At 75.1% G+C, this 25,246-nt stretch carries 22 protein-coding genes; 9 read left to right on the top strand and 13 right to left on the bottom strand.

Annotated features, from left to right (window positions below; genetic code table 11):
• Position 1: 1 nt before the first annotated feature.
• Together DQ237_RS12605 and DQ237_RS12600 are read left to right on the top strand one after the other, a co-directional pair.
• Positions 2 to 370 carry a DivIVA domain-containing protein gene (locus tag DQ237_RS12605; RefSeq protein WP_113800467.1) on the top strand — a complete coding sequence of 123 codons (369 nt, stop codon included), beginning with the start codon at positions 2 to 4 and terminating at the stop codon, positions 368 to 370.
• The gene (locus tag DQ237_RS12600) at positions 363 to 821 is read left to right on the top strand and encodes an SRPBCC family protein (protein ID WP_113800466.1); all 459 of its coding nucleotides are present in this window, start codon (positions 363 to 365) and stop codon (positions 819 to 821) included. The genes DQ237_RS12605 and DQ237_RS12600 overlap by 8 nt, the downstream gene beginning before the upstream one ends.
• Here the strand turns inward: DQ237_RS12600 and DQ237_RS12595 are convergent.
• The 4 genes from DQ237_RS12595 to DQ237_RS12580 are packed head-to-tail and all read right to left on the bottom strand — an operon-like array spanning position 809 to position 3,823.
• Entirely contained in the window at positions 809 to 1,297 is a 489-nt protein-coding gene (locus DQ237_RS12595; protein WP_113800465.1) for a hypothetical protein, read from the bottom strand. The genes DQ237_RS12600 and DQ237_RS12595 overlap by 13 nt on opposite strands.
• Positions 1,294 to 2,511, bottom strand: a complete 1,218-nt coding sequence (locus DQ237_RS12590) for a molybdopterin-dependent oxidoreductase (RefSeq protein ID WP_113800464.1) — start codon at positions 2,509 to 2,511, stop codon at positions 1,294 to 1,296. The genes DQ237_RS12595 and DQ237_RS12590 overlap by 4 nt, the downstream gene beginning before the upstream one ends.
• Entirely contained in the window at positions 2,508 to 3,173 is a 666-nt protein-coding gene (locus tag DQ237_RS12585) for a DUF2064 domain-containing protein (protein WP_113800463.1), read from the bottom strand. The genes DQ237_RS12590 and DQ237_RS12585 overlap by 4 nt, the downstream gene beginning before the upstream one ends.
• Entirely contained in the window at positions 3,170 to 3,823 is a 654-nt protein-coding gene (locus tag DQ237_RS12580) for a glycosyltransferase family 2 protein (RefSeq protein ID WP_240619601.1), read from the bottom strand. The genes DQ237_RS12585 and DQ237_RS12580 overlap by 4 nt, the downstream gene beginning before the upstream one ends.
• Positions 3,824 to 3,941: 118 nt before the next feature.
• Here DQ237_RS12580 and DQ237_RS12575 point away from each other — a divergent pair, with 118 nt between their 5' ends.
• Both DQ237_RS12575 and DQ237_RS12570 read left to right on the top strand, forming a co-directional pair.
• Positions 3,942 to 5,297, top strand: coding sequence for a hypothetical protein (locus DQ237_RS12575; RefSeq protein ID WP_113800461.1), 1,356 nt, complete (start codon positions 3,942 to 3,944; stop codon positions 5,295 to 5,297).
• A gap of 65 nt (positions 5,298 to 5,362) precedes the next feature.
• Positions 5,363 to 6,259 carry a DMT family transporter gene (locus DQ237_RS12570; RefSeq protein WP_113800552.1) on the top strand — a complete coding sequence of 299 codons (897 nt, stop codon included), beginning with the start codon at positions 5,363 to 5,365 and terminating at the stop codon, positions 6,257 to 6,259.
• 2 nt (positions 6,260 to 6,261) lie between these two features.
• Here the strand turns inward: DQ237_RS12570 and DQ237_RS12565 are convergent, their stop codons facing one another.
• Positions 6,262 to 7,326 (bottom strand): NAD-dependent epimerase/dehydratase family protein, encoded by a 1,065-nt coding sequence (locus tag DQ237_RS12565; RefSeq protein ID WP_113800460.1) that lies wholly within the window; start codon positions 7,324 to 7,326, stop codon positions 6,262 to 6,264.
• 41 nt (positions 7,327 to 7,367) lie between these two features.
• Positions 7,368 to 8,864: a glycosyltransferase family 39 protein gene (locus DQ237_RS12560; RefSeq protein WP_113800459.1), complete on the bottom strand. Its 1,497-nt coding sequence runs from the start codon at positions 8,862 to 8,864 to the stop codon at positions 7,368 to 7,370.
• 149 nt (positions 8,865 to 9,013) lie between these two features.
• On the opposite strand from DQ237_RS12560, the gene DQ237_RS12555 reads away from it, so the two are divergent.
• The 3 genes from DQ237_RS12555 to DQ237_RS12545 all read left to right on the top strand — a co-directional run bounded on the left by DQ237_RS12555 (position 9,014) and on the right by DQ237_RS12545 (position 14,502).
• A complete protein-coding gene (locus DQ237_RS12555) occupies positions 9,014 to 13,633 on the top strand; it encodes a fibronectin type III domain-containing protein (RefSeq protein WP_113800458.1) in 4,620 nt (1,539 codons plus the stop codon).
• 31 nt (positions 13,634 to 13,664) lie between these two features.
• Complete coding sequence (locus DQ237_RS12550; RefSeq protein ID WP_304557917.1) at positions 13,665 to 14,219, top strand: DNA-3-methyladenine glycosylase I; 555 nt, start codon at positions 13,665 to 13,667, stop codon at positions 14,217 to 14,219.
• Between the two features lie 115 nt (positions 14,220 to 14,334).
• Positions 14,335 to 14,502 carry a DUF3117 domain-containing protein gene (locus DQ237_RS12545; RefSeq protein ID WP_012947303.1) on the top strand — a complete coding sequence of 56 codons (168 nt, stop codon included), beginning with the start codon at positions 14,335 to 14,337 and terminating at the stop codon, positions 14,500 to 14,502.
• Positions 14,503 to 14,611: 109 nt separating this feature from the next.
• Here DQ237_RS12545 and DQ237_RS12540 read toward each other — a convergent pair whose 3' ends face one another.
• The 4 genes from DQ237_RS12540 to DQ237_RS12525 form a co-directional block, all read right to left on the bottom strand.
• Positions 14,612 to 15,271 (bottom strand): bifunctional 2-polyprenyl-6-hydroxyphenol methylase/3-demethylubiquinol 3-O-methyltransferase UbiG, encoded by a 660-nt coding sequence (locus DQ237_RS12540; protein ID WP_113800456.1) that lies wholly within the window; start codon positions 15,269 to 15,271, stop codon positions 14,612 to 14,614.
• 204 nt (positions 15,272 to 15,475) lie between these two features.
• Entirely contained in the window at positions 15,476 to 16,978 is a 1,503-nt protein-coding gene (locus DQ237_RS12535) for an NAD(P)/FAD-dependent oxidoreductase (protein WP_113800455.1), read from the bottom strand.
• Between the two features lie 42 nt (positions 16,979 to 17,020).
• A complete protein-coding gene (locus DQ237_RS12530; RefSeq protein WP_113800454.1) occupies positions 17,021 to 18,682 on the bottom strand; it encodes a SpoIIE family protein phosphatase in 1,662 nt (553 codons plus the stop codon).
• A 186-nt stretch (positions 18,683 to 18,868) separates the two neighbouring features.
• The gene (locus tag DQ237_RS12525; protein ID WP_113800453.1) at positions 18,869 to 19,984 is read right to left on the bottom strand and encodes a spore photoproduct lyase family protein; all 1,116 of its coding nucleotides are present in this window, start codon (positions 19,982 to 19,984) and stop codon (positions 18,869 to 18,871) included.
• A gap of 133 nt (positions 19,985 to 20,117) precedes the next feature.
• Between DQ237_RS12525 and DQ237_RS12520 the strand changes: the two genes are divergently transcribed.
• Positions 20,118 to 21,302 carry a zinc-dependent alcohol dehydrogenase gene (locus DQ237_RS12520; protein WP_113800452.1) on the top strand — a complete coding sequence of 395 codons (1,185 nt, stop codon included), beginning with the start codon at positions 20,118 to 20,120 and terminating at the stop codon, positions 21,300 to 21,302.
• Positions 21,303 to 21,362: 60 nt separating this feature from the next.
• On the top strand, positions 21,363 to 22,124 hold the full coding sequence (locus tag DQ237_RS12515; protein ID WP_113800451.1) for a LamB/YcsF family protein: 762 nt from the start codon (positions 21,363 to 21,365) through the stop codon (positions 22,122 to 22,124).
• Between the two features lie 4 nt (positions 22,125 to 22,128).
• Here the strand turns inward: DQ237_RS12515 and DQ237_RS12510 are convergent, their stop codons facing one another.
• Genes DQ237_RS12510 through DQ237_RS12500 form a run of 3 tightly spaced genes read right to left on the bottom strand, consistent with a single transcriptional unit; the run spans position 22,129 to position 25,230 of the window.
• Positions 22,129 to 22,857: a GAF domain-containing protein gene (locus tag DQ237_RS12510; RefSeq protein ID WP_166509599.1), complete on the bottom strand. Its 729-nt coding sequence runs from the start codon at positions 22,855 to 22,857 to the stop codon at positions 22,129 to 22,131.
• Positions 22,858 to 22,915: 58 nt separating this feature from the next.
• Positions 22,916 to 24,025, bottom strand: a complete 1,110-nt coding sequence (locus tag DQ237_RS12505; RefSeq protein WP_240619600.1) for a hypothetical protein — start codon at positions 24,023 to 24,025, stop codon at positions 22,916 to 22,918.
• Entirely contained in the window at positions 24,022 to 25,230 is a 1,209-nt protein-coding gene (locus DQ237_RS12500; protein ID WP_240619599.1) for a PP2C family protein-serine/threonine phosphatase, read from the bottom strand. Before DQ237_RS12500 ends, DQ237_RS12505 begins: the two co-directional genes overlap by 4 nt.
• Positions 25,231 to 25,246: the final 16 nt, after the last annotated feature.

Below are 25,246 nucleotides of genomic sequence, written 5' to 3'. Positions count from 1 at the left end.
CGTGCTCGCCTTCGCCGTCTTCGTCCTCGCCGTCCTGCTGGTCGGTGGCGTCCTGTTCCTCGTGGCGTCGCTGCTCCTGGGGCGGGGGGAGACCCGGCCCCCGGCCGACGCCGGACGCTCGCCCGTGGAGCTGCCCGCCGACCGGCCGGTCACCGGCGGGGACGTCCGGGCGCAGCGGATCACGGTGACCGCTCGCGGCTACCGCATGGTCGAGGTGGACTGGCTGCTCGACCAGCTCGCCCGTGCCCTGGACGAGCGCGACACCGAGATCGGCGCGCTCCGCAGCGAGCTGGAGGCCCGCGCCTACCCGGAGCGGCCGACCGACCCGGGCGTGCAGCCCGCCGACGAGGAGGTGGCCAGGGATGCCTGAGCTGGTGGAACGGATCGACGTCGATGCCCCGCCGGAGCGGGTCTGGGCGGCCCTCACCGACTGGGCCCGGCAGGGCGAGTGGATGCTCGCCACCGACGTCCGCACGGTGGCCGGACCGGCCCAGGGATTCGGCGGCCGGCTCGCCGCCCGCACCGGCCTGCCCCTTCCCGGCGGCCGGCACGTCGGCCTGCTCGACACGATGGTGATCATGAAGTGGGAGCCGCCACGGCTGGTGGAGGTGCAGCACACGGGGCGGCTGATCCGCGGGCCCGGCATCTTCGAGATCGAGCCCCGCGGGGAGCACTCGACGTTCGTCTGGACCGAGCGGCTCTACCTCCCCTACGGCTACCTCGGGGTCGCCGGCTTCGCGCTGGTCAAGCCGCTCGCGCTGCTGGGCATCCGCCGGTCGCTGCGACGGTTCGCCGCCTTCGCCCGCAGCTATCCGGACTGAGCCGCACGGCGCCGGGCCAGCTCGGTGGCGATCACGGCCCAGACGGTCGAGACCGACATGATGCCGGCGACGAGCAGCAGCAGGTTCCGGCCGTAGTCGAGGGGGAGGAAGCCCGGCTCCGTCGAGGTGCCGAGGTCGAGCAGGAAGGGCAGCGCCACCAGGGTCAGCACGCCGCTGACGACGAGGCCGACGACGACCGGCGGGCGGGCCGCTCCCGGCAGGACGCGGGCCACCAGCGCGCCGACCAGGACGACCAGGGGCGCCAGCAGCAGGTCGTGCACCAGGGCGCTGCCCACCACCCAGGTCAGCCAGGGACGCAGCGGGACCCGGTCGTCGGCCAGCAGCCCCGCGACGCCCCAGCCGACCGCGGCGAACCCGGGCAGCAGGAAGAGCCAGCGCCACCAGGGGCGTGCCGCCGAGGCCAGGGGCCCTGCGGAGTCGGTCGCGCAGGGGTCCTCCCGCAGCGCGTCGCTCATGCCGGTCGCACCAGGGACACCCACTTGGTCTGCATCACACCGGGGCGGTTGGGGGAGATCAGCCGCACCGGGAACCCGTGGTCCAGGCTCAGCGGCCGGCCCTCCAGCTGGAGGGCCAGCAGCGTGCGGGGGTCGCGGGCGTGGGGCTCGTCGATCCTGCTGGTGCGGTAGAGGCCGCCGGTCTGCAGCGACTCGACCACGAGGGGTGTGCCCGCCGGAAGCCCCGCCTCCTCGAGCAGATCGGCCAGCCGGACCCCGGTCCAGGTGGCGTCGGCGCTCCAGCCCTCGACGCAGGCGATGGGCAGTGACTGCCGGTGCTGCGGACGGGCCCGGAGATCGGCCAGGGAGAGCTCGAGCCGGTTGGGGCCGGCCACGACCAGGCGGTAGGCGGGATCGGTGGCGCTGCGCTCGACGTCGGCCGCCGCGGCGGTCTGGTTGACCGGCAGGTCCTCGGGGCCGGAGCGGGGCAGCCGGGGGGCGAGCAGGGACACCGACGAGAGCGGGGAGAGGGTCTGGCCGACGGTGGTCAGCGTGACGGCGGTGACGCCCAGGCCGGTGGCGAGCACGAAGGCGCGCCGGGGGAGCCCGGTGTCCCCGTCCCCCGCACGGCCCCCCGCACGGTCCCCCGCATCGGCGGTCGGGGCGCGGTGGCGGGCCAGTGCGCGGCGGATCTGCGGTGCCTTCGCGCCGACGTGCACCGCGACGGCACCGATGGCGATCCAGCCGGTCCAGTAGTGCCCCCGGGTGAAGTTGAAGCCGAAGGGATACCACTGCGAGATGTTGATCAGGCCGGTGGCGAGCTGCATGACGGCGGCGCCCACGAGGACCAGCAGGGACAGCCGGCCGACCGCGCGGGAGACCGTCGAGGCGGGTGGCCACTCGAAGAGCAGCGGGTAGACCGTCCAGAGCTTCACCAGGAGCAGCGGGACCGCCGCGATCCCGGCGGCGACGTGCACCCCCTGGGTGACCCGGTACCCCCACACCGGCGAGGCGGGGAGGCGGAACCACGACGGCGGCTGCTGGATCAGATGGCTGAGCAGCCCGGTCAGGAAGCAGACCAGGAAAGCGGTGCCGAGCCAGACCCCGACCCGGGCCGCGCGCCGGTCGGAGTGCAGCGGGCTGGAGAAGGCGCCCGCGCGGAAGGGGCCGCGGCGCAGGCTCTCCGGTGGATCGGGGAGCCGCGCGCCCAGGAGCCGGTCGACGCGGCTGGTCACCCGGGGATCCCGGCGGCCACGAGGTCGACCACGCGGCGGGTGCGGCTACCGGGTGGGCACTGCGCCCCGACGGAGACGGCGTCGGGGAAGTGGTCGATGTCGGTGAGCACCGGCAGGTCGAGGACCGAGAGCCCGGCGCGGGCGAGCGCCTCCCGGGTGCGCTCGGCGGTGTCGTCGCGGGACATCGGGACGTCGGGCAGCACGGCCGCCCCGGCCGCGGAGTGCAGCCCGAGCGCCCACCAGCCACCGTCGGGCGCCGCGCCGAGCACGGCCGTCCCGGGCCCGGCGGCCACCAGCCGGTCGAGGCACTCGGTCAGCAGCCCGGCGTCGACCTGGGGCGTGTCCATCCCGATGAGCAGGGTGGGCCGGTCGGCGTCCGCGCCCGACATCGCCGCGGCGAACGCCGCGGCGAGGCGCGTGCCGAGATCCCCCTCGACCTGCGGGACGACGACGCAGCCGCTGAGGTCGAGGTCGCCCGGCTCGCCGTCGAGCGCCACGACACGGCGGTCCACCGGGGTCGCGCGCACGACGTCCAGCGTGTCGCCGACGGCGGCCGCGGCGATGGCGGCCGCCTGCTCGGGGGTGCACGGCGGCGTCAGCCGGGTCTTGCTGCGCCCGGGCACGGGTGCCTTGGTGATGACCAGCAGCTGGGCGCGGCTCATCGGGCGAGCACCTCCCGCATGTCGCGGATGGTCCGCAGGGTGCCGAGCACGGTTCCGGTGACCTTCGACCTCGTGCCCTCCGCGCGAGGGGAGTAGGTGACGTCGACCTCGTGGATGCGCCAGCCGGCGTCGGAGGCCCGGGTGACCATCTCCAGCGGATAGCCGAACCGGCGGTCGGTCAGACCCAGCCCCAGCAGAGCCTCGCGGCGGGCGGCCCGCATCGGGCCGAGGTCGTGCAGCGAGTGCCCGGTCCGCCGCCGCAGCATGACCCCCAGTGCCACGTTGGCCACCCGGGCGTGCGCCGGCCACGCGCCGCGTCCGGTCGGCCGGCGCCGGCCGAGCACGAGGTCGGCGTCGCCGGCCAGGACCGGATCGGCCACGCGGGGCAGCTCGGCGGGGTCCATGGAGCCGTCGGCGTCGCAGAAGCAGACGACGTCGGCCGTGGCCGCCTCCAGCCCGGCGTGGGCGGCGGCGCCGAAGCCGCGCTGGGGGACGTGCACGACGGTGGCCCCGAGGTCCGCGGCGATCTGCGGGGACCCGTCGGTGGACCCGTTGTCGGCGACGACGGCGCGGTAGCCGTCCGGGAGGCGGGAGAGCACCCAGGGGAGGGCGCCGGCCTCGTCGAGGCAGGGGAGGACGACGTCGGGCACTCCCGGACCGTAGCCACCGTTCGCAGTCATCGCCCGGTGTTCGTGCCGACCCCCTCCGCCGGATGTCCGCCGGCGGCCGGAGGGCGGCAGCGGCCCGGCCCGCCTACTGTCCGACCTGATGAGCCGCCCGATCGCCGACCCGACGTCCGTGCGGCAGCCGCGCTGGTGGGCACCGGCGGCCCTGGTCCTGCTCGTGTCCGCCGCGGTGGCGGCCACCGTCGAGGTGGGCCGCCGGCTGACCGCCGACGGTGTCGTGCTCCACCTCCTCGGGGGCTTCGTGCTGCGCGGCACCCCGGACGTCGTCGTGTCCTCGCGGGTGCTGTGGCCGGCGCTCCTCGGCCTGGGCGGCGTGCTCTGGGGGCCGACGCTGGCGCGGGCGCTGCCGTGGCGGGTGCTCCTGGCCGGCTCGGCGCCGGCCTCGGCGGGCTGGGCGGTCACGCTCGCGCTGGCCAGTGGTCGGCATCGGCTGACCGAACCGCTGTCGAGCGTGTACGAGTACCCGCACGACGTCGGGCGCGTCGGTGCGCTCGGGCCGTTCCTGTCGACCTTCAACGACTTCGTGCCCGCCGACTCCGCGGACGCCTGGACCACCCACGTCTCCGGGCACCCGCCGGCGGCGCTGCTGGCCTTCGTGGCCCTGGACCGGATCGGGCTCCACGGCCTCGGCTGGGCGGCGGCCCTGTGCGTCGCCGGCGGTGCCCTCGCCGCCCCCGCGGTCCTGGTCACCGTGCGGGCCCTGGCCGACGAGGGGACCGCCCGGGTCGCCGCGCCGTTCGTCGTCCTGGCGCCGACCGCCCTGTGGATCGCGACCAGCGCCGACGCGCTGTTCGCCGGCGTCACGACCGCCGGCATCGCGCTGCTCGCCTCCGCCGCTGCCCGCGCCGGGGGACCGGGAGCCGACCGGCGGGCGGTCGCCGGAGGAGCGCTGCTCGGACTCGCACTGCACCTGTCCTTCGGCATCACGTCGCTGGGGCTGCTGGCCCTGGCCGTGGTCCTCGCCCAGCGCCGGCGGCTGGGCAACCCCGGCGTGCTCCGGGTCCTGGTCCTGGCGGCGGCCGGGCTCGTCGTGGTCGCGCTGCCCTTCGCCCTCGGCGGCTACTCGTGGTTCGAGGGGCTCTCGGTGACGGCGGACCGGGTGCGGTCGGGTCCCTCCTATGCCGACCGGCCCTTCGCCTACTTCGCCGTGGCGAACGTCGCGGCTGCCGCCGTCGCGGCGGGGCCGGCGGCGATCGGCGGCCTGGCCGGCCTGCGACGGATCCGGCTGTCGCTGCTGCCCGTCGTCGTCCTGGGGGCGCTGCTGGTCAGCGACCTCACCGGGCTGGTGCGCGGGGAGACGGAGCGGATCTGGCTGCCGTTCACCGTCTGGCTCCCCGCCGCGGCGGTGTTCCTGCCGGAGCGGCAGCGCCGGTTCTGGCTGCTGGCCTCGGTCGTCACCGCGGTCGTCGTCGAGGTGACGATCCGCACCGAGTGGTGAACCCCCTCCGGTCGCCGGGCGGCACCCCGGCAGACTGACCGGGTGCATGCGTGCGGGTGGCGGCGGTGAGCCGCCGGGGCTGGGTCCTGTTCCTGACGATGGCGCTCGTCTGGGGCGTCCCCTACCTGCTCATCAAGGTGGCCGTCGGTGAGCTCTCGCCGGTCGTGGTGGTCTTCGGCCGGTGCGTGATCGGGGCGGCGCTGCTCCTGCCGTGGACGATCGCCCGGGGACAGCTGCGCCCGGCGCTGCGGCACTGGCGTCCGCTGCTGGTGTTCACCGTCCTCGAGATGACCGGCCCGTGGCTGCTGCTCTCCTACGCCGAGACCTCGCTGTCCAGCTCGCTCACCGGCGTGCTGGTGGCCGGCGTCCCGTTCGTGGCTGCGCTGGCCGCGCGACTGTCCGGGGACGAGGACCGGCTGACCCCGGTGCGGGTGGCCGGGATGCTCCTGGGGCTCGCCGGCATCGTCGTCCTGCTGGGGCTCGACGTCAGCGGGGCGGACCTGCTGGCGCTGGGGGCGGTCGCCCTCACCGTCATCGGTTACGCGACCGCCCCGATGATCGTCTCCCGCCGGCTCCCCGACGTGCCGGGCGTCGCGGCCAGCTCGATCGCGCTGTTCCTCACCGCCGTCGTCTACACGCCGTTCGCCCTCGCGCGGGCCGACGAGATCGGGACGGCGTCGGGCCGTGCGCTGCTGTCGGTCGCCGTGCTGGGCGTCGTCTGCACCGGTGTGGCGCTGGCGCTGTTCTTCGCGCTGATCCGGGAGGTCGGCCCGCAGCGTGCCCTGGTGATCACGTTCCTCAACCCCGCGGTCGCCGTGCTGCTGGGGGTCGTCCTGCTCGACGAGCCCTTCACGCTCGGGCTCGCCGTCGGCCTGCCGGTGGTCCTGCTCGGCTGCGTCCTGGCCACCCGGCGCAGCCCCGCCCGCGAGGTCCTGCCGGTGCCGGCGGTCGACGCCGCCTGACCTCAGACGGGCGGAGCGGGACGCAGGGGGGCGGTGGCGAACTCCCGCATACCGTCGGCGAAGGAGACGCGGGCCCGGAAGCCGAGCTCCTCGGCCGCCCGCGCCGGGCTGGCGACGACGTGCCGCACGTCGCCGATGCGGTACTCGCCGGTGACCACGGGATCGGGCCCGCCGAAGGCGTCGGCCAGCGCCCGGGCCATGTCGCCCACGGTGTGCGGGCTGCCGGACGCGACGTTGTACGCCCGGACGGCGGAGTCCGGCGGGTCGGCCTCCAGGGCGGCCAGGTTGGCCGCGGCGACGTCGGAGACGTGCACGAAGTCCCGCTGCTGGCCGCCGTCCTCGAACACCCGCGGGGCGCGACCCGACTCCAGGGCGCTCCGGAAGATCGAGGCGACGCCGGCGTAGGGGGTGTCGCGGGGCATCTGCGGGCCGTACACGTTGTGGTAGCGCAGGGCCGCGGCGCCGCCGCCGGTCGACCTGGCCCACGCCGAGGCCAGGTGCTCCTGGGCGAGCTTGGTGGCCGCGTAGGTGTTGCGCGGGTCCGCCGGGGTCTCCTCGAGAACCTCCCCCCAGGTCAGCTGCCGTCCGCAGTGCGGGCAGGGAGGGTCGAAGCGGCCCTCGTCGAGGTCGGCGCGGCGGCGCGGCGCGGCGGGCACGGCACCGTGCTCGGGGCACTCGTAACGTCCCTCGCCGTACACGACCATCGAGCTGGCCAGCACCAGCCGGTCGACGTCCGCCCGGGCCATCGCCGCGAGCAGCACCGCGGTGCCGAGGTCGTTGATACCCGCGTACTCCGGCATGTCCTGGACGTCGACGCCGAGCCCGACCATGGCCGCCTGGTGGCTGACCGCGTCGATCCCGGCCAGCGCGCGGTCGACGGTGTCCCGGTCGCGGACGTCACCGACCAGCAGCTCCGCGCCCTCCAGCCCGGGCGGCCCGTCCGGGTAGCGGGGGTGGACGGCGGGCAGCAGCGCGTCCAGCACCCGCACCTCGTGGCCGGCGCCGAGGAACGCGCGCACCACCGCCGAACCGATGAAGCCGGCACCGCCGGTGACGAGGACACGCACGAGCGGGGACGTTAGCCGCCCGGCCGGACCCCCGCCCGGCGTCAGCCCAGCCGCCGCAGCTGCGGCCAGATCTCCGACCACGGCACGGTCCGGCCGGTGGCCAGCCACACCGTCGTCCCCTGTTCCTCGTTGTCCAGACCGACCCCGGCGTCGATCCGGTCGACGGCGCGCACCTCGCCGAACCAGCGCGCCAGCCGATCACGCGGCAGGCCGACCGCGACCACGGCGTCGACGTCCGCGGGTGGAGGACCCCAGTCCCAGTACGCGTTGTGGCCGCTGTAGGCCGGCGCCAGGGACGGCGCGAACCGGTCGACGGCGCCGGCCTCCCCGTAGTTCCCGGTGAGCACGACGGCGCGCGTCCCGTCGGGCAGCTCCGAGCTCGCGCGCTCGACGGTCATGGCGAACCGGGGCCACCCCACCGTCTCGGCAGCGTCGTAGTTGATGTCGGGCACCGGGGTGTCACCGAGCCGTGCCACCGGCAGGACCGGCAGCGCGAGCAGCCCGTTGACCAGGAGCGAGGTGGCGAGGGCCGCCGGCAGCAGCAGACGCAGACCCCGGCGCTCACGCACCCGATCGAGGGCAGGGCCCGACCCGGCGGCGAGCAGCAGGGGGTAGAGACCGGCCAGGTAGTACGGCTTGCCCCCGGTCAGCAGGAAGACGACGGTCAGCAGGCCGTACGCGACGGGGAACGCCCGCCAGGAGCGCAGCGCCGGTTCCCGCAGCAGCCGCCACCCGCCCGCCACCCAGACCGGCACCAGGACAGGGCTCACCATGACCAGCTGGAACGGGAGGAAGAGGTACCACGGTTCGCTGGTCCCGGAGCTGCCGCCGGCGATGGCATCGGCCAGCGCCAGCTGCGGCCAGCCGTGGGTCGCCTGCCACCACAGGTTCGGCGACCACAGGAGGAGTGCGACGAGGCCGCCCAGCCAGGGCCACCGGGAGCGCAGCGCCGCGCGCGGTCCCACCAGGAGCAGCCCGGCGACGACCCCGGCCAGGAGGAACGCCGGGGAGAGCTTGTTCTGCAGTCCGACGCCGGCAACGACCCCGGCGACCAGCCACACCTTCCCGCCGTCGCGCAGCGCCCGGACGAGCAGCCACGACAGAGCCGCCCACACCAGCACGTCGATGGTGGTGGTGGACAGCAGGTGCCCGGTGATCAACAGGACCGACGAGACCGCCGTGCAGCCGGCGGCCAGCAGCTGAGCGGACGGTGCGGCGCCGAACTCGCGGGCCGTCAGCCCGGCGAGCACCGGGACGAGGCCTGCCGCCAGCGCCGAGGGCAGCCTGAGCGCCACGAGCGAGCCGGGGAACAGCCGGTCCACGAGGTGGGCGACCAGGGGGGTGAGCGGTGGCTGGTCGACGTACCCGAACGCGAGCTCCTGCCCGGCACGCAGGAAGTAGAGCTCGTCGCGGTGGTACCCGTAGCGGCCGGCGACGGCGACCAGCAGGAGTGCGACCGCCGCACCCACGACGAGGAGCGCCCGGAGGGCGAGGTGCGGTCGGGCTGGGGTGCCGGCCTCCTCCGGCGCGGCGCTCACGCCGCGGACCGTAGTGGACGCCGTGCCCGTGCGGGGCGGGTCCGCTCCCGGTTGCCCGTTCGGGCAGGTCCGGCTCAAGCAGGGCGCCAGCGCTGCCGAGAAGGGGGTGCGGTGGCAGTAGCGGTCCCCCGCGCGGCGGAGGAGGGCACGTGCAGCGGTCGGACGGTCACACCCGTGCCCGTCGATGGACCCTGCGCGGTCTCGCGGCCCTCCTCGTGGCCGCCACGCTGCTCCTGCCCGGTACCGACCCCGGCCTCCCGGAGCCGCAGCTGCGCACGGTCAGCGCCTTCAACCCGGTGCCGCCCACCAACGTCACGGTGACCGGGGTCGACCGCGCGCTGAACGTCTCCTGGACCGCGGCCGCGGAGGCGACGGTCACCGGCTACGTGGTCTACCTCGACGGGACCGAGGTGGCCCGTCCCACCACCACGTCGGCCACTCTTCCCGGGCTGGTCAACGGCCGGGCCTACTCCGTCACGGTCACCACGCGGTCGTCGGTCTGGGGCTTCGCCACGGAGGGGCAGACGGCCAGCGCGGCGGTGCCGGGCACGCCCCGGGACTCCGTGCCCCCCACGGCCCCGACCGGGGTGACCGCCACCCGGGGCGACGGACGGGTGACGCTGTCCTGGACCGCGAACGCCGCCGACTACGACGCGAACGGGTACCGGGTCCTGCGGAACGGCACGCCGGTCACCGCCCTCCTGGCCGGGCGGGCCACGGCGAGCTGGATCGACACCACCGTGGTCAACGACGTCACCTACACCTACGCGGTCCAGACGCACGACACCTCGGGCAACTGGTCGGTGTCCTCCAGCCCCGCCGTCAGCGCCACGCCGACCGACCTCACCCCACCGGCGGCCCCGACCGGGCTGACCGGCGGTCGGGGCGACGGTCGGGCCGGGCTGAGCTGGACCGCCAACACCGAGACCGACCTCGCCGGCTACCGGCTGCTGCGCGACGGCGTGGAGATCGCCTCGACGACCAGCACCTCCTACCTCGACACGGGCCTGGTCAACGACCGGAGCTACGTCTACCGGGTGGTGGCCGTGGACACCCACGGCAACCGGTCGGCTGCCTCGTCGCCGGTGTCGGTCACGCCGACCGACCTCACGCCGCCGGCGGCCCCGACCGGGCTGACCGCCGTCCGCGGCGACGGCCAGGTCGCGCTGTCCTGGACGCCGAACAGCGAGCCGGACGTCGACCGCTACCAGCTCCGTCGCGACGGCGTGACCGTCGCGACCCTCACCGGGACGAGCTACGTCGACACCGGACTGACCAACGACACCACCTACCGCTACTCGGTGGCGGCGGTCGACGGCCACGGCAACGTGTCGGTGTCGTCGTCCTCGGTCTTCGCGACCCCGACCGACCTGGGACCGCCGGCGACGCCGACCGGGTTCGCCGCGCAGGCCGGCGACGGCCAGGTCGCGCTGACGTGGCGGGCCAACGGGGAGTCCGACCTGGCCGGCTACCGCGTGCTGCGGGACGGCACGGAGGTCGCGACGGTGACCGGGACGACGTGGACCGACTCCGGGCTGACCAACGACCGGAGCTACGACTACTCGCTCGTCGCCGTGGACACCCACGGGAACCGCTCCGGGGCGACGGCAGCCGTGACCGCCACTCCGACCGACCTGACCCCGCCGGCCGTGCCGGTCGGCTTCGGTGGCATCCGCAGCGACGGCCAGCTCGACCTCAGCTGGACGGCGAACACCGAACCGGACCTCGCCGGCTACCTGCTGTTCCGCGACGGCGTGCAGGTCGCGTCGCTCACCGGCACCTCGTACCTGGTGACCGGCCTGCCCGACGACAGCCGGGCCGTCTTCTGGCTGGTCGCGGTGGACCAGCGGGGCAACCGCTCCACCCGGTCGGCCACGGTGACCGCGACCCGCGACGACTCCCAGCCGCCGGCCGTCCCGACCGGCCTCCTGGTCACCCGGCACGTCGGCGAGAACGTGCTCACCTGGGACGCGAACACCGAACCCGACCTCGCCGGTTACGTCGTCCTGCGCGACGGGGTGGAGATCGCCACGGTGACGGGCACGACCTTCACCGACACGCAGGGCACCGGGACCAGCACCTACGCCCTCGCCGCCGTGGACCGGCTCGGGAACCGTTCCGCGGCCTCACCACCCGGCCGCTCGGTCGGCGACGTGACACCGCCGGCCGCACCGACCGGCCTGGTCGCCACCCGGGGAGACGGTCGCGTCACCCTCACCTGGACGGCGAACGGCGAGCCCGACCTGGCCGGTTACGCCGTCCTGCGCGACGGGGTGCAGATCGCCATGGTCACCGGCACCACCTGCACCGCGACGGACCTGACCAACGACGTCACCTACGACTTCGCGCTGGTCGCGGTCGACGACAGCGGCAACCGCTCCCCGGCGACGGCCCCGGTGGCCGCGACGCCGACGGACCTCACCGCCCCTGCTGCTCCCACCGGTGTCACGGCCGTCGCCGGCGAGCGCCAGGTGAGGCTGTCCTGGACGGCCAACTCCGAGCCGGACCTCGCCGGGTACCGGGTGCTGCGCGACGGGATGGAGATCGCGACCGTCGTCGGTACGACCTACACCGCGACCGGGCTGGCCGACGACGTCGCCCACACCTTCCGCGTCGTCGCGGTGGACACCCACGGGAACCGCTCGGCGGTCTCGGCCAGCGTCTCGGCCACCCCGAGGAACGCGCCCCCGGCACCGCCCACGGGTCTCACCGCGGTGGGTGACGAGGGCCGCGTGACGCTGTCCTGGGCCGCGAGTCCCGAGCTGGACGTGACCGGGTACCGGGTGCTGCGCGACGGCGTGGAGATCGCGACGGTGACCGGTACGAGCTACGTCGACACCGGCGTGGCCGACGGCGTCAGCTACACCTACGCCCTCGTCGCCGTCGACAGCCAGGGCAGCCGCTCACCGCAGTCGGCGACGGCCTCGGCCGGCCCGACGGACACCACGCCCCCGGCGAGCCCCACGGGGCTGGCGGCGGTCGCGGGGGAGGACCGGGTGACCCTCTCCTGGAGCGCGAACCCCGAGCCCGACCTCGCCGGGTACCGGGTGCTGCGCGACGGCGTCGAGATCGCGACCGTGACCGGTACGGGCTACACCGACACCGGCCGCACGGTCGGGGTGACCTACACCTACGCGCTGGTCGCCGTCGACACGCACGGCAATCGATCGGGCTCCTCGGCGGCCGTCCCCGCCACGCCCCGCGACATGGCTCCGGCGCCGCCGACCGGCGTCACCGCCACGCCGGGCGACCGCCGCGCGGTCGTCGCCTGGACCCCGCCCGCCGACACCGACGTGGTCGGCTACCGGGTGCTCGCCGAGGACGGGACGGTGGTCGCGAGCGCGACCGCGCCTGCCGACCGGATCGCCGTCAAGGACCTCGCCAACGGGACGACCTACCGGTTCACGGTCGTGGCCGTCGACGCCGGCGGGCACGTCTCGGCTCCGTCGGCGCAGGTGCCGGTCACGCCGGCCAGCCCGCCGGTGCCCGTGCTGGGCGCGGGGGAGAGCGGCGGCCTCGCCGTGAGCGCCGACGGCCGGAAGGTCGTCGTCGGGACGCGCGAGCGGCTCGAGGCGTCGGACACCAACACCGCCTACGAGCTCTACCTGATCGACCGCCAGGCGGGCACGTCGCGGCGCCTCGCCCCGCTCCCGCCGAGCGCGACCGGTGCGAGCGACCCGACCAACGGCAGCGCCCCGGCCATCAGCGCCGACGGCCGCACCGTCGTCCTGGCCACCACCGCGTCGCTGGTTCCGGCGGACACGAACACGGTGACCGACGTCTACCGCTTCGACGTCGCCACCTCGGCCTGGTCGCTGGTGAGCACGACGCCCGACGGCCGGGTCAGCTCCACGACCGCGGGAGCGGTGCTGCAGACCGGCTCGTCGGTCTACGCCACCAGCGCGCCGGTGGTCGTCTCCGCCGACGGCGACCTCGTCCTCTTCTACTCGGCGCGCTCGGACCTGGTTGCCGGCGACACGAACGGCGTCGTGGACCTCTTCGCCAAGAGGCTCTCCAGCGGTGCGGTGACGCGGGTGTCGACGACGACGGCCGGCGGGAACCTGACCGGGGCGGCGACCGGCCCCGCGCTGGAGATCACCCCCGACGGCCGCTACGCCCTGTTCCCGGCGACGACGTCGACCGGCACGGTGCTGCTGTACCGCAAGACGCTGACCGGCACCGGCGCCGGCGAGCTCGTCGTCGCCTCGACCGTCTCCTCCCGCGGCGGCCCCGTGCAGTTCCCCGTCTACCGGGACGCCGGGGACATCTCGATCAGCGACGACGGTCGCTACGTCGGCCTGGTCACCTCGTCGCGGATCACCACCACCAACCCTGCCGCCACCGGCACGGTCGGGCTGGCCTACCGGGTGGACCTCATGACCTCGACGGCGCTCGCCCTCGGGGACGGCCAGCAGACCGTGTGGGAGCACCAGGTCGAGCTGGACCCCACCGGCCGCTACGCCTTCTACGCGACCGCCGCCGCTGCCGTGGCCGCCGACACGAACGGCCACACCGACCACTACCGTCGCGACCTCGCCGGGAACGCCGTCGGGCCGCTGGTGCTGGTCACCGCGGACGCCGACGGCCGGCCGACCACCGGGCCGGTGGGATCGGTGGCGCCGTCCGAGTACGGCCGGCTGACCGCGCTCACCGGTGACCGCGTCGTCGTCACCACCTCGCAGGCCCTGGTCTCGGCCGACACGAACCGGCTCCGCGACCTCTACCTGAAGGACCTGGGCACCGGGGTGGCCTCCTCACCGCTGGGGTGAGGCGTCGGAGCCGCGGGTTAGCGTGCCGCTCGTGGACGGGGAGCGATCGCGGTGCGGCTGGGCGACCAGCACGGCGGAGTACGTCAGGTACCACGACGAGGAGTGGGGCACCCCGCTGCGCGGGGACGACGCGCTCTTCGAGCGGCTCACGCTCGAGGCGTTCCAGTCGGGGCTGTCGTGGATCACCATCCTGCGCAAGCGGCCGGCCTTCCGGGCAGCGTTCGCGGGGTTCTCGATCGACGCCGTCGCACGGTTCACCGCCGAGGACGAGGAGCGGCTGATGGCCGACGCGGCCATCGTCCGCAACCGCGCCAAGATCCGGGCCGCGATCGGCAACGCCCGCGCCGCGGGGGAGCAGCCCGAGGGGCTCTCGGAGCTGCTCTGGTCGTTCGCGCCGACCGGCCCGCGGCCCCGCCCGGCCACGCTCGCCGACGTCCCGGCGACCAGCCCCGAGTCGGTCGCGATGGCCCGCGAGCTGAAGCGCCGAGGCTTCGTGTTCGTCGGCCCCACCACCGCCTATGCCCTCATGCAGGCCACCGGGATGGTCGACGACCACGTCGCCGACTGCTTCCGCGCGTCACCCTGACGGGCCTCCTGTTGGACGGATGGCCCTCATACGGGATCATTGGTGCAGAGCTCACAGCATCGGACACCGCGCGCCTGTCCAGGAGGCAGGAACGCGGCTGGCGAAGGAGGCACGCATGGCGGCCATGAAGCCGCGCACGGGTGAAGGTCCCCTCGAGGTCACCAAGGAAGGGCGCGGCCTGGTCATGCGCGTACCGCTGGAAGGTGGCGGTCGACTGGTCGTCGAGCTGTCGCCCGACGAGGCGGCGGCTCTCTCGGAGGCGCTGAAGGGCGCCACCAGCTGACCACCCTCGCCGACCGCTCCGTGCGGTCGGTGAGGACGACGCGGCCCCGGCCGCCGGTGCGAACCGGTGGCCGGGGCCGCGTCGTGTCCGGGGTCGGGTCCCCGGGGGGTCAGTGCGGGCGGTGCAGCGCGGCGAAGAAGCGCCCGGACTGGTCCCAGGCCTCGCCGAGGTGCAGTCCGGCGTCGGCTCCGAGGTCGGCGATGCGCTCGCAGCCCACGTGTGCCCAGTCGAACCAGTCGCTGGCCTCGCCGGCGCGCTCCAGGCGGATGCGGGTGGTCCGGAGGCCGACGCCGGGCCGCTCCGTCTCCACGAGCACCCGGCCGCCGGGGGCGACCAGCTCGCGACATCGCCGCAGCAGGGTCACCGGGTCCCCACCGATGCCCACGTTGCCGTCGGCGAGCAGGACGGTGCCCCACATGCCCTCGCCGTGCACCGGGTCGAACACCGACCGGCGGATCACGGTGGCACCGGAGCGCCGCGCCAGCCGCAGCGCCGTGGGGGAGATGTCCAGCCCGAGCGCGTGCCGGCCCTGGTGGGCGAGCTCGGCGGCCAGCCGGCCCGGGCCGCACCCGACGTCGAGGATCGTGCCGCGCGTCCGCGCCAGGAGGCCGAGGTCGACCTCGTCCGCCTGCCCGGTCCACCGGTCGAGCGCCCCGGCGAGCGGGTAGCGGCGTCCGTTCTCGTAGTGCACGAACCAGGTCTCGTCCGCCGAGCGCGTCCCGGCCGACTGCAGGGCCGCCGCGTAGAAGTCCGTGGCTGCAAGGGTCACGTGGGGCTCGCTCTCGGGCTCGGGGGACAGGTGCTCCGTCGGCCGCGCCCGACAGGCGCCGCCCGGCGAGGACCGGGACACCGACCGGCCAGGGTGCCGCCGGGTCCCGTGCGGGCTTATCCCGAGAAGGCGGTGCCCAACCGGTTCCGGCTCCGGAACCGGAGCGGCCGTCCCCCGGTGTTCGGGAGCGGGGGAGCGCCCGGTTCAGGCGGGGCCGACGAGCCCGGCGACGATCTCGGCCGAGAGCGTCACCAGAGGGAGCCCGCCCCCCGGGTGCGCGGAGCCACCCACGAGGAAGAGACCGGGGATCGGGGAGGCGTTGGCCGGGCGGAGGAACGCCGCGCGGCTGCCGTTGCTGGAGGTGCCGTAGATCGAACCGCCCACGCTGCCGGTGTCCCGTTCGAGGTCGGCCGGGGTGCGCACCACACGCAGCCGCACCCGGTCCCGCACGTCGAGGCCGCGGCGCGCCATCACGTCCAGCACCTGGTCGGCGTAGCGATCGGCCAGGCCGGGCGCCGTCCAGTCCACGCCCGTGCCCGGCTCGTGCCGCGGGGCGTTCACCAGCACGAACCACGACTCGCTGTCGCCGTCGGGCACCAGCGCCGGGTCGTCGGGGGCGCTGACGTAGACGGTCGGGTCCTCGACCGGCACCGGCCGGCCCGCATGCCGGCCAGTGCCGAAGACGGCGTCGAACTCCGCCTCGTAGTCGCCGGGGAACAGCACGGTGTGATGGGCCAGGTCCGGGGTCCGGCCGCGCAGGCCGAGGAGCAGGACGAAGCCGGACAGCGACGGGGTCGCCCGGCGCAGGTCGCGGCGCACCCCGCGGGTCCGCCGGTCACCGGGGAGCAGGTGGGCGTACAGGCCTGCGGCGTCGATGCCGGACACGACGACGTCGGCCGGCACCCGTTCGCCGTCGGCCAGCTCCACGCCGGAGGCCCGTCCACCGTCGGCGAGAACGCGGCGGACCGTCGCGCCGGTGCGGAGGACGGCCCCGCGGGCGACGGCCCGGTCGAGGACGGCGAGGGCCAGTTCGTGCAGTCCGCCGCGCACGTACCAGGAACCGAATGCCTGCTCGGCGTAGGGCACGGTGGCCAGCACCGCCGGTGCGCGCCGGGGATCGGAGCCGGAGTAGGTCGCGTACCGGTCGAGCAGCGTGCGCAGGCGCGGGTCGCGCAGGTACTGCCCGCCCACGCCGCGCAGCGACTGCCAGGGCGCGACGGTCGCGACGTCGCCCGGTCGGCGGGCGAGCCGCGCCAGCGTGGCGGCGCCGGCGAGCGGGGAACGGAGGAAGGGCCCCTCGCTGATCCGCCACATGTCGGCGGCGCGCTCCATCAGGGCGCTCCACTGGCGTCCGGCGCCGTCGGCGAGCGCGTCGTCCAGGGCTGCCGGGACGTCCTCGAACCGGCCCGGCATGCGCAGCCGGGTGCCGTCGGCGAACCGGTACCCGACCGCGGGGTCCAGCCGGGTGAGGTCCACGCAGTCCTCGAGCCGGGCGCCGGTGGCCGCGAAGAGGTCCCGCAGCACCTGGGGGAGCGTGACCAGGCTCGGCCCGGTGTCGAAGGAGTGCCCGTCGACGGTGAGCCGGCCGAGCTTCCCGCCGGGCCGGTCCGCCTGCTCGAGGACGGTGACCGCGTGGCCCGCGGCGGCCAGCCGGGCCGCCGCGGCGAGCCCACCCAGCCCGGCGCCCACGACCACGACACGCGCCACGGGACCACCGTAGCGATGCCGGCGGAACGCACCGCCGGTCGCTCAGCGGGGGACGGTGAGGGCGAGCACGGCGAGGTCGTCGGGCTCGTGCCGCGATCCGGCCAGCTGGTCCTCCACGGCAGCGGCGACCGCCCCGACTGTCGCCTCGGCGTCCAGCGGTGCTCCCGCGACCACCCGCAGCAGGGCGTCCTCGCCGAACTGCCGCCCCGCGTCGTCGCGCGCCTCGGTGACCCCGTCCGTGTAGAGCACGAGGGTCGAGCCCGCGGAGAGCTCGAGGTGGGTCTGCTCGAACCGCACCTCGGCGTCGATGCCCAGCGGCCGGCCCGGGACCCCGACCTCCTCGGTCGCGCCGTCAGGACAGCGCAGCACGGGCAGCGGGTGCCCCGCCACGCTCAGGCAGGCGTGGTGGCCGGAGCCGGCCGGCTCCAGGACCAGGCAGCAGGCGGTGACGAACCGGAGCGGCCCGTCGTCCCGCTGCTGCAGGAGTGCGGTGTTGACCGCGCCCAGGATCTCCGCCGGACTGCCCGTCGCCGCGGCCGCGCGGGCGGTGTGCCGGGTGACCGCCGTGACCGCGGCGGCCTCGGCGCCGGTGCCGCACACGTCGGCGATCAGCACCATCCAGCGGCCGTCGGGAAGCGGCGTCACGTCGTAGGTGTCGCCGCCGACCAGCGCCGTCTCCCCGCCGGCCCGGTAGCGGGCGGCGAGCCCGATCCCGGGGATGGTCGGCAGGTGCGAGGGGAGCAGGCTGCGCTGGAGGGTGTCGGCGAGCCCCCGGACGTCGGACTCGGCGCGCAGCCGGTCGAGGAACTGGCCGATCTGGCGGCCGGCGTGGGCGAGGACCTCCAGCAGCTCCGCGGGAACCGGGCGGGACTCGGTGGAGAAGAGCTCGCAGACCGCCAGCACCGTGTCGCCACGCAGCACGGGGAACGCGACACCGGTGCTGAGGCGGTCGGCCCGGACGGCGTCGGCCCGCACCACGCGCGGGTCGCTCGCGAGGTCGTCCACGACGACGGGTGCTCGCTGCAGCCACGCCTGCCCCGGGAGGCCCTCGCCGCGACGGAACCGACGACCGGTGGCGTCCGCCGCGAGCGCGGGGACGTCCCCGTCCGGCGCGGTCCAGGTGCCGGCGTGCACCAGTCGTCCTCGTTCGCCGTCGGCCTGCCACAGCAGCGCGGCGTCCCAGTCGAGCTCCGTGCACAGGGTGGGCAGCAGCTGGCGGAAGGCGACGTCGGCGTCGCGCGCCTCGGTCAGCGCCGCGGTGACCCGCAGGGTGGCCGCCAGGTAGCGGCTGACCTGCAGCTGCCGCTCGAGCAGGATCGTGGTGCTGGCGTCGCGGAGCACCCCGACCACCGAGGACTCCTCCGCCGGGGCGCCGGGGAAGGGCTCGACCCGGGCCAGGGTGACGTCGATGGAGACCTCGTGGCCGCTGACGTGCACCGCCGGCAGCTGGGTGGTGTTGCCGACGAGCTCCCCCTGTCCCGTGGTGAGGAACCGCGTGATGTGCTCTCCGTGCCCGGTCCGGAAGCGCGGCGGCATGATCTCGGCGAGGTCGCGTCCGAGCAGCTCGGCGGGCTCGTACCCGAGCAGCCGGGTGACGGCCGGGTTCACGTAGGTGACCCGCCCTCGCGAGTCGGCGACCACCACGGTGTCGGGCAGGGCCGCGAGCAGCGCACCGGCCGTCACACCCGCCGTCTTCTCCGGCACCCGACTCCCCCCGAGCCACGACGTCCCCCGCCGGGGCGGTGAGGCGTCCGGCCTCGCCACCATCTCATACGCGCGGTGAGGGAGTGAACACGAGCCGTCGATATGTGGTCTTGTCGACATGGCGCCCTGCCGACGTGTCGGCACCGCCCAGGTCGCTCACCAGGTAGGTCGCACCGGGCCGATCGCTCAGAAGGCGTAGCGCACCCGCAGCCACGGTGCGGTGCCGGCGACGAGCTGGTCCAGCCGGGCGAGCGCGGCTCGTTTGACGCCGGCCCGGTAGCGCACGTTGTCCTGGCCGTTCTGGCTGCGCTTGGGCTCCTGCAGCTCGGGACGCCAGAGCAGCTCCTCGGCCAGCGGGTGCCACCCGAGGTTCACCTCGTGCAGCGCCTCGTTGTGGGTCAGCATGATCACCTCCGCGGCCGCCTGGGCCTTGGCGGCGGGGGAGAGGACGTCGTCCAGCTGCCGGAGCAGTGCCGTCCACGCCGACTCCCAGCCGTCCCGCAGCACCACGGGGGAGAGGTTGAGGTGGACCTCGTACCCGGCCTCGACGAAGTCGTCGACGGCCGCGATGCGCTCGTCCATCCGGCTCGTGCGCACGTCGAGCAGCCGCGCGTCGTCGTCGGGCATGACCGAGAACCGGATACGGGTCCGGCCCGCGGGGTCGAGGTCGAGCAGCTGCCGGTTCACGTACTTGGTGGCGAAGGACGCCTTGGCCGTCGGCAGGGTGCGGAAGGTGGCCACGAGGTCGGCGACGTTGTCGCTCACCAGGGCGTCGACCGAGCAGTCGCCGTTCTCGCCGATGTCGTAGACCCAGTCGTGGGGATCGCACTGGTTCGGCTCCGGCTTGGGTCCCTGGCGGGCGACGTGCCGCCGCAGGTGCGCGGTGATCTGCTCGATGTTCGTGAACACCGTGATGGGGTTGGCGAACCCCTTGCGTCGCGGCACGTAGCAGTAGGCGCAGGCCATCGCGCAGCCGTTGGAGGGGCCGGGCGCGATGAAGTCGGCCGAGCGGCCGTTGGGCCGGGTGGTGAGCCCCTTGCGGACGCCGAGCACCAGCGTCTCGGTCTTCGTCCGCACCCACCGCTCCACGTTCCCGGCGTTGCCGTGGAGGTCCGGGATCTGCCAGTGCGACGGCACCTCGACGACCTCGGCGTCGGGGAACCGGCCGAGCACCTGGCGGCCGCGAGGGGAGGCGGCGGCCGCCGCCTCGGCGTAGATGCGCCGGACCTGCAGCAGCCGGTTCGCAGGCATGGGGGTCGGCGCGGGGCCGATGTCGAAGAGGGTGAGCGGCTCGCCGGCCATACCCGGTGCAGCGCCCTCGCCCCGGCGGTCATTCCGGCCCGGCGCGCGTCGGACCTGCGGTTGCACACCGTGCCCCCCGGGCACCCCGGGACGGAGCGGCACCCAGGACGGGGTGCCCAACGACGGGAGTCCCATGAAGGCAGTGACCTGGCACGGACAGCGTGACGTACGGGTCGAGGAGGTCCCCGACCCGTTCGTGCAGGAGCCCACGGACGCGGTGATCCGCGTGACGACGTCGAACATCTGCGGCTCGGACCTGCACCTGTACGAGCCCCTGTCGCCGTTCATGGGAGTGGGCGACATCCTCGGCCACGAGAACATGGGCCAGGTCGTGGAGGTCGGGTCGGCGGTGACGGGCCTGAAGGTCGGCGACCGCGTCTCGATCCCCTTCCAGATCTCCTGCGGGCACTGCTGGATGTGCCAGCAGCAGCTGTACACCCAGTGCGAGACGACCCAGGTGCGCGAGCACGGCACCGGTGCCGCGCTGTTCGGCTTCTCCAAGCTCTACGGCCAGGTGGCGGGCGGCCAGGCCGAGTACCTGCGGGTGCCGCAGGCCCAGTTCACCCACATCCCGCTGCCCGACGGGCCGCCCGACGACCGGTTCGCCTACCTCTCGGACATCCTGCCCACCGCCTGGCAGGGCGTGGAGTACGCCGCGGTGCCCGAGGGCGGGACGCTCGTCGTCCTGGGCCTGGGACCCATCGGTGACTTCGCCTGCCGCATCGCGCAGCACAAGGGCTACCGCGTGATCGGCGTCGACCTGGTACCCGAGCGCCTGGAGCGGGTGCGCGCCCGCGGCGTCGAGGTGGTGGACCTGGGCGAGGCCGAGTCGATCGGTGACGCCATCCGCGATCTGACCGGTGGCCGCGGCCCGGACTCGGTGCTGGACGCCGTCGGCATGGAGGCCCACGGGTCGCCGGCCACGAGCTTCGTGCAGAAGGCCGCCGGTCTGCTGCCGAAGGCGGTCTCCGCGCCGCTCATGGAGCACGCGGGCGTCGACCGGCTGAACGCGCTGTACTCCGCGATCGACATCGTGCGGCGCGGCGGCACGATCTCGCTGTCCGGCGTCTACGGCGGCGCCGCGGACCCGATGCCGCTGATGACCATGTTCGACAAGCAGATCCAGCTGCGCATGGGCCAGTGCAACATCAAGCGCTGGATCCCGGACATCATGCCGCTGCTCACCGACGCCGACCCGCTCGGCGTGGACACCTTCGCCACGCACCGGGTGCCGCTCTCGCAGGCGCCGGAGATGTACGCCAAGTTCCAGAAGAAGGAGGACGGCGTGGTGAAGGTGCAGCTCAAGCCCGAGCTCTGAGGCGAGCCGGCGCCTCGCCGCACGGTGGGGCGCCGGGCCGTCCGGTGCGAGGATGCGCCGGTGACCAGCATCGACCTGAACGCCGACCTCGGTGAGGGCTTCGGGGTGTGGCGGCTCGGCGACGACGAGGCCCTGCTGCAGGTGGTGACCAGCGCCAACGTCGCGTGCGGCTTCCACGCCGGCGACCCGCTCACGATGCGACGCGTCACCACGGCCGCCGTCGCAGCCGGTGTCGCCGTCGGGGCGCAGGTCTCCTACCGGGACCTCGCCGGGTTCGGACGCCGCTTCATCGACGTCGCCCCGGCGGAGCTGGGTGCCGACGTGCTCTACCAGCTGGGCGCGCTCGACGGCATGGCGCGGGCCGCCGGGGGCCGGGTCTCCTACGTGAAGCCGCACGGGGCGCTCTACAACGCGGTCGTGCACCACGAGCGGCAGGCGCGCGCGGTCGTCGAGGCCGTGCGGGCGTACGACCCGGCGCTCCCCGTGCTGGGTCTCCCCGGTTCGGTGCTGCTGCGCGAGGCGACCGACGCGGGGCTGCGGACGGTGGCGGAGGGTTTCGCCGATCGCGGCTACACCGCCGAGGGCACGCTCGTGCCGCGCAGCGACCCCGGCGCGCTGGTGCACGACCCTGCGGAGGTCGCCCGCCGGGCGGTGCGGATGGCGGCCGAGGGGACGGTCGTGGCCGTCGACGGCAGCACCGTGCCGATGACCGTCGGATCGGTGTGCGTGCACGGTGACACCCCGGGTGCGGTCGAGCTGGCGCGCTCGGTGCGGGGAGCCCTGGCGGGGGCCGGGATCGACGTGAGGCCCTTCGCCCGCTGAGCGGTCAGCGCCCGGCGCGCAGGTCGGCCGCGCCCCGCCGGCCCTCCAGCACGTCGGCGGCGACCTCCTCGACGGTGCGCCCGGCCGCCGTGGCGTCCGCGCGCAGCAGCGCCAGTGCCTCCTCGGCGGGCACGTCGAGGTCCATGCCCACCCGGCCCATCGCCTCCCAGACGCGAGCCCGCTCCCGCGCGGTGGGGCCTGCGCGCCAGGCGGGCCGTCCGTCGGCCGCCCAGGAGCCCCAGACGGTCGCGTCGCTCAGCGCCGCGCTGACCAGGTCGCCGACCGCGGTCGCGGCGAACACGTCCACGCCCGCCAGCGCCGCTCCGTCGCGGAGGTAGAGGTCCATCGCGCCCCGCCCCCACGGGGCCGGACCCAGCGGGAGCGCGAGCACGGCCCGGAACGGCGTCCTCGACTCCAGGAGCCGGGTGAACACCGGCCACCGGCGCTGCAGCTCCTCCTGGACGGCGAGCACCGGCTGCCCCTCGACCCGGCAGGTGGTGCACGGCCCCTGGCCGGCGGTGAACTGCATCCGCTCGGCGGTGCCGGCCACGTCCTCGCTGGCGCCCAGCGGGAGCCACCTGCCGAACTCGTCGACCATGCCGATGCCGGCAGCGTCGGTGCCCAGCGCCGAGGCGGCGGCGCGGCTCAGCCGCGCCGGGAGCAGCTCGGGCTCGGCCGGTCCGGCGCCGGACACCTCCGCCAGGGCAGCGGTGAAACGGTCGGCGATGCTCACACCCGAGTGTCCCGCGTCCGATCGCGCACCACATGTCGGGGCATCACCAGCTGCCCGATCAGGGGTCGGTGCGCCCTGGGCGGTAGGTGTAGGCCGCCTCGCGCACCGTCTCGTCGCTCTCCAGACCGGCCCCCAGCGCCCCACCGACGGTGGCCAGCGAACAGGTCAGCCAGGCCAGCTCCAGGTAGTCGGAGAAGTGCGCCGGATGCCCCAGGCCGTCGCTGAACAGCGGCTCGACGACCAGGAACAGCCCGCCGAGCAGCGCGAGCACGAACAACGCCAGGTACAGCGACAGCACGCCGATGGTCACCGTCGCGGCGGTCGCGATGTTGAACAGCACGACCTGCTTGCGGACCCGCCGCGAGCGCGGCCGCTCCCACATGTCGGCGCCGACGATCAGCGTGACGGCGATGGCCACCACCGAGCCGATGCCGACCAGCAGCAGCCGCAGCCAGCCGAAGGCGTCGGCCAGCCGCCAGATGTCGGCGGTCACCAGCGCGAAGACGCCTGCCGCGATGGCCGCGGTCAGCGCGCGGGAGAGCCGCACCGCCAGCCGCCACGGCCGGTTGGCGCGCACCATCCCGCTGAGCAGCCGCAGGTTGCCGGAGAGCACCCGCGCGGTGAACCGGACGCCCTCCTCGGATTCGGCCGGGTCGGTGGCCAGCTGCCGCAGCCGGCGGCCGAGATCGGCCCGGTCGTCGGGGTCGTCGGGGTCGTCGTCGCCGTCGCTGACCAGGGCCTGCACCAGGCCGACCGCCGTCTCCACGGCCCGGCGACGGCGCCCCACCGCGCCGAGCGCCGGCACCGAGAGCACGCCGACCCCGTGGAGGGGGCTGGCGTGGGCGACGACGGGGCGGCGGGCCACCTCCAGCGGGACGTCGGTGACGCACAGGGCCAGGTCCCAGTCGGCGGAGAGCAGCCGCTCGCGCGTGGCGGCGACCAGCTCGGCGTCGTCGGCGGGCGGCTGGACCAGCCCGTCCTCGACCGTCTGGACCTGCCAGGTGACCTCGGGGTGCCGGTTCCCGAGCTCCGACACCAGTTCCCCGGCCAGTCCCTGCGCCAGCTCGGCGGGGGCTCCGGGCGCGGCCACCAGCCCCACGACGACGACCGGTGCGACAGCCTGGGCCACGTCGTGCCCCTCCTCCAGCGGGACGTCCTGCGCGCTCACAGTCGCATCTGCTCCTCGCGGCCGGTGCGCCACTCGACCAGCACGATCGACGCGTCGTCCTGCAGCTGCCCGGCCTGGTGGTCGAGCACGCTGCGCATCAGCCTGCGGAGGGTCTCCGGCGGCGGATCACCGGCCGCCTCGGCCCGCACGACGAAGTCGGCCAACCGGTCCTCGCCGAAGAACTCGCCGCCGGGTGAGCGGGCCTCGACGATCCCGTCGGTGTAGAGCAGGACCCGGTCCCCGGGGCGGAGCTGCACCGAGCACTCCTGCGCCGGACCCGGTTGCAGTCCCAGGGGGAGCGAGGACCGGCACGGATGCGGCGGCAGCAGCGCACCGTCGCGCACGACGAGCGGAGCGGGATGCCCCGCGTTGACCCAGTGGAGCGTCCCGCCGGCCAGGTCGAGCCGGACCAGCAACGCCGTGGCGAACCGGCTGGCGGTGAACTGCTCCTCGATCGCCCGGTTCATGCGGGCAGAGATGTCGGTCAGGGAGAGCTCCGCCCGGCGACCGGAGCGGTAGGCGCCGACCGCGACCGTCGCCAGCAGCGCGGCGGGCAGTCCGTGCCCGACCGCGTCGAGCACCATGAGGTCGGCCAGCTCGCCGTTGACGGCGTAGTCGAAGGTGTCGCCGCCGATCTCGTACGAGGGCTCCAACGCCGCCGCGATGACGATGCGATCGGTGCCGAAGGTCAGGGGAGGGACCAGCTCCCACTGGATCTCCGCCGCGATGGTCATGGGGCGGTTGCGGCGCAGGCGGGTGAGCACGTCGCTGTACTCGTCGCGCGTCACGCACAGCTCGGCCACCAGCGCCGCATAGGCCCGGATCGCCTCGTCCGCCCCCTCCGGGGCGTCCCCGTCGAAGACCAGCTCGAGCACGCCCAGGCGCTCGGCACCGTCGAGCAACGGCATCCAGAGCGTGACGGCGCCGTCCGAGGCGCGGGAGCTGACCGGAGCCACCCGCCGGAAGGCGCCGCCACCGGTGGACTCGTCGACGTCCAGCGGCTCGCGGGCGGGGACGCCCTCACCGCCGAGCGGAACCAGGGACTGCTGCTCGTAGTCGACGACGTACACGACGGCGAGCCGGACGCCGTCCAGCCGGGGTGCCGTGCGCAGGACGGCGGTGCCGAGCTGGTCGGCGCGCAGGTGGTGGGACGCCCGCAGCAGGGCGCGCATCGGGTCCTGCCCGTCGGGGATCGGCGGAGTCACGACAGCCGAGCATTCC

Source organism: Blastococcus sp. TF02-8 (assembly GCF_003319175.1).
Lineage (GTDB): Bacteria > Actinomycetota > Actinomycetes > Mycobacteriales > Geodermatophilaceae > Blastococcus.
Note: the sequence above shows the minus strand (reverse complement) of the source record. Positions and strands in the feature narration are given on the sequence as shown.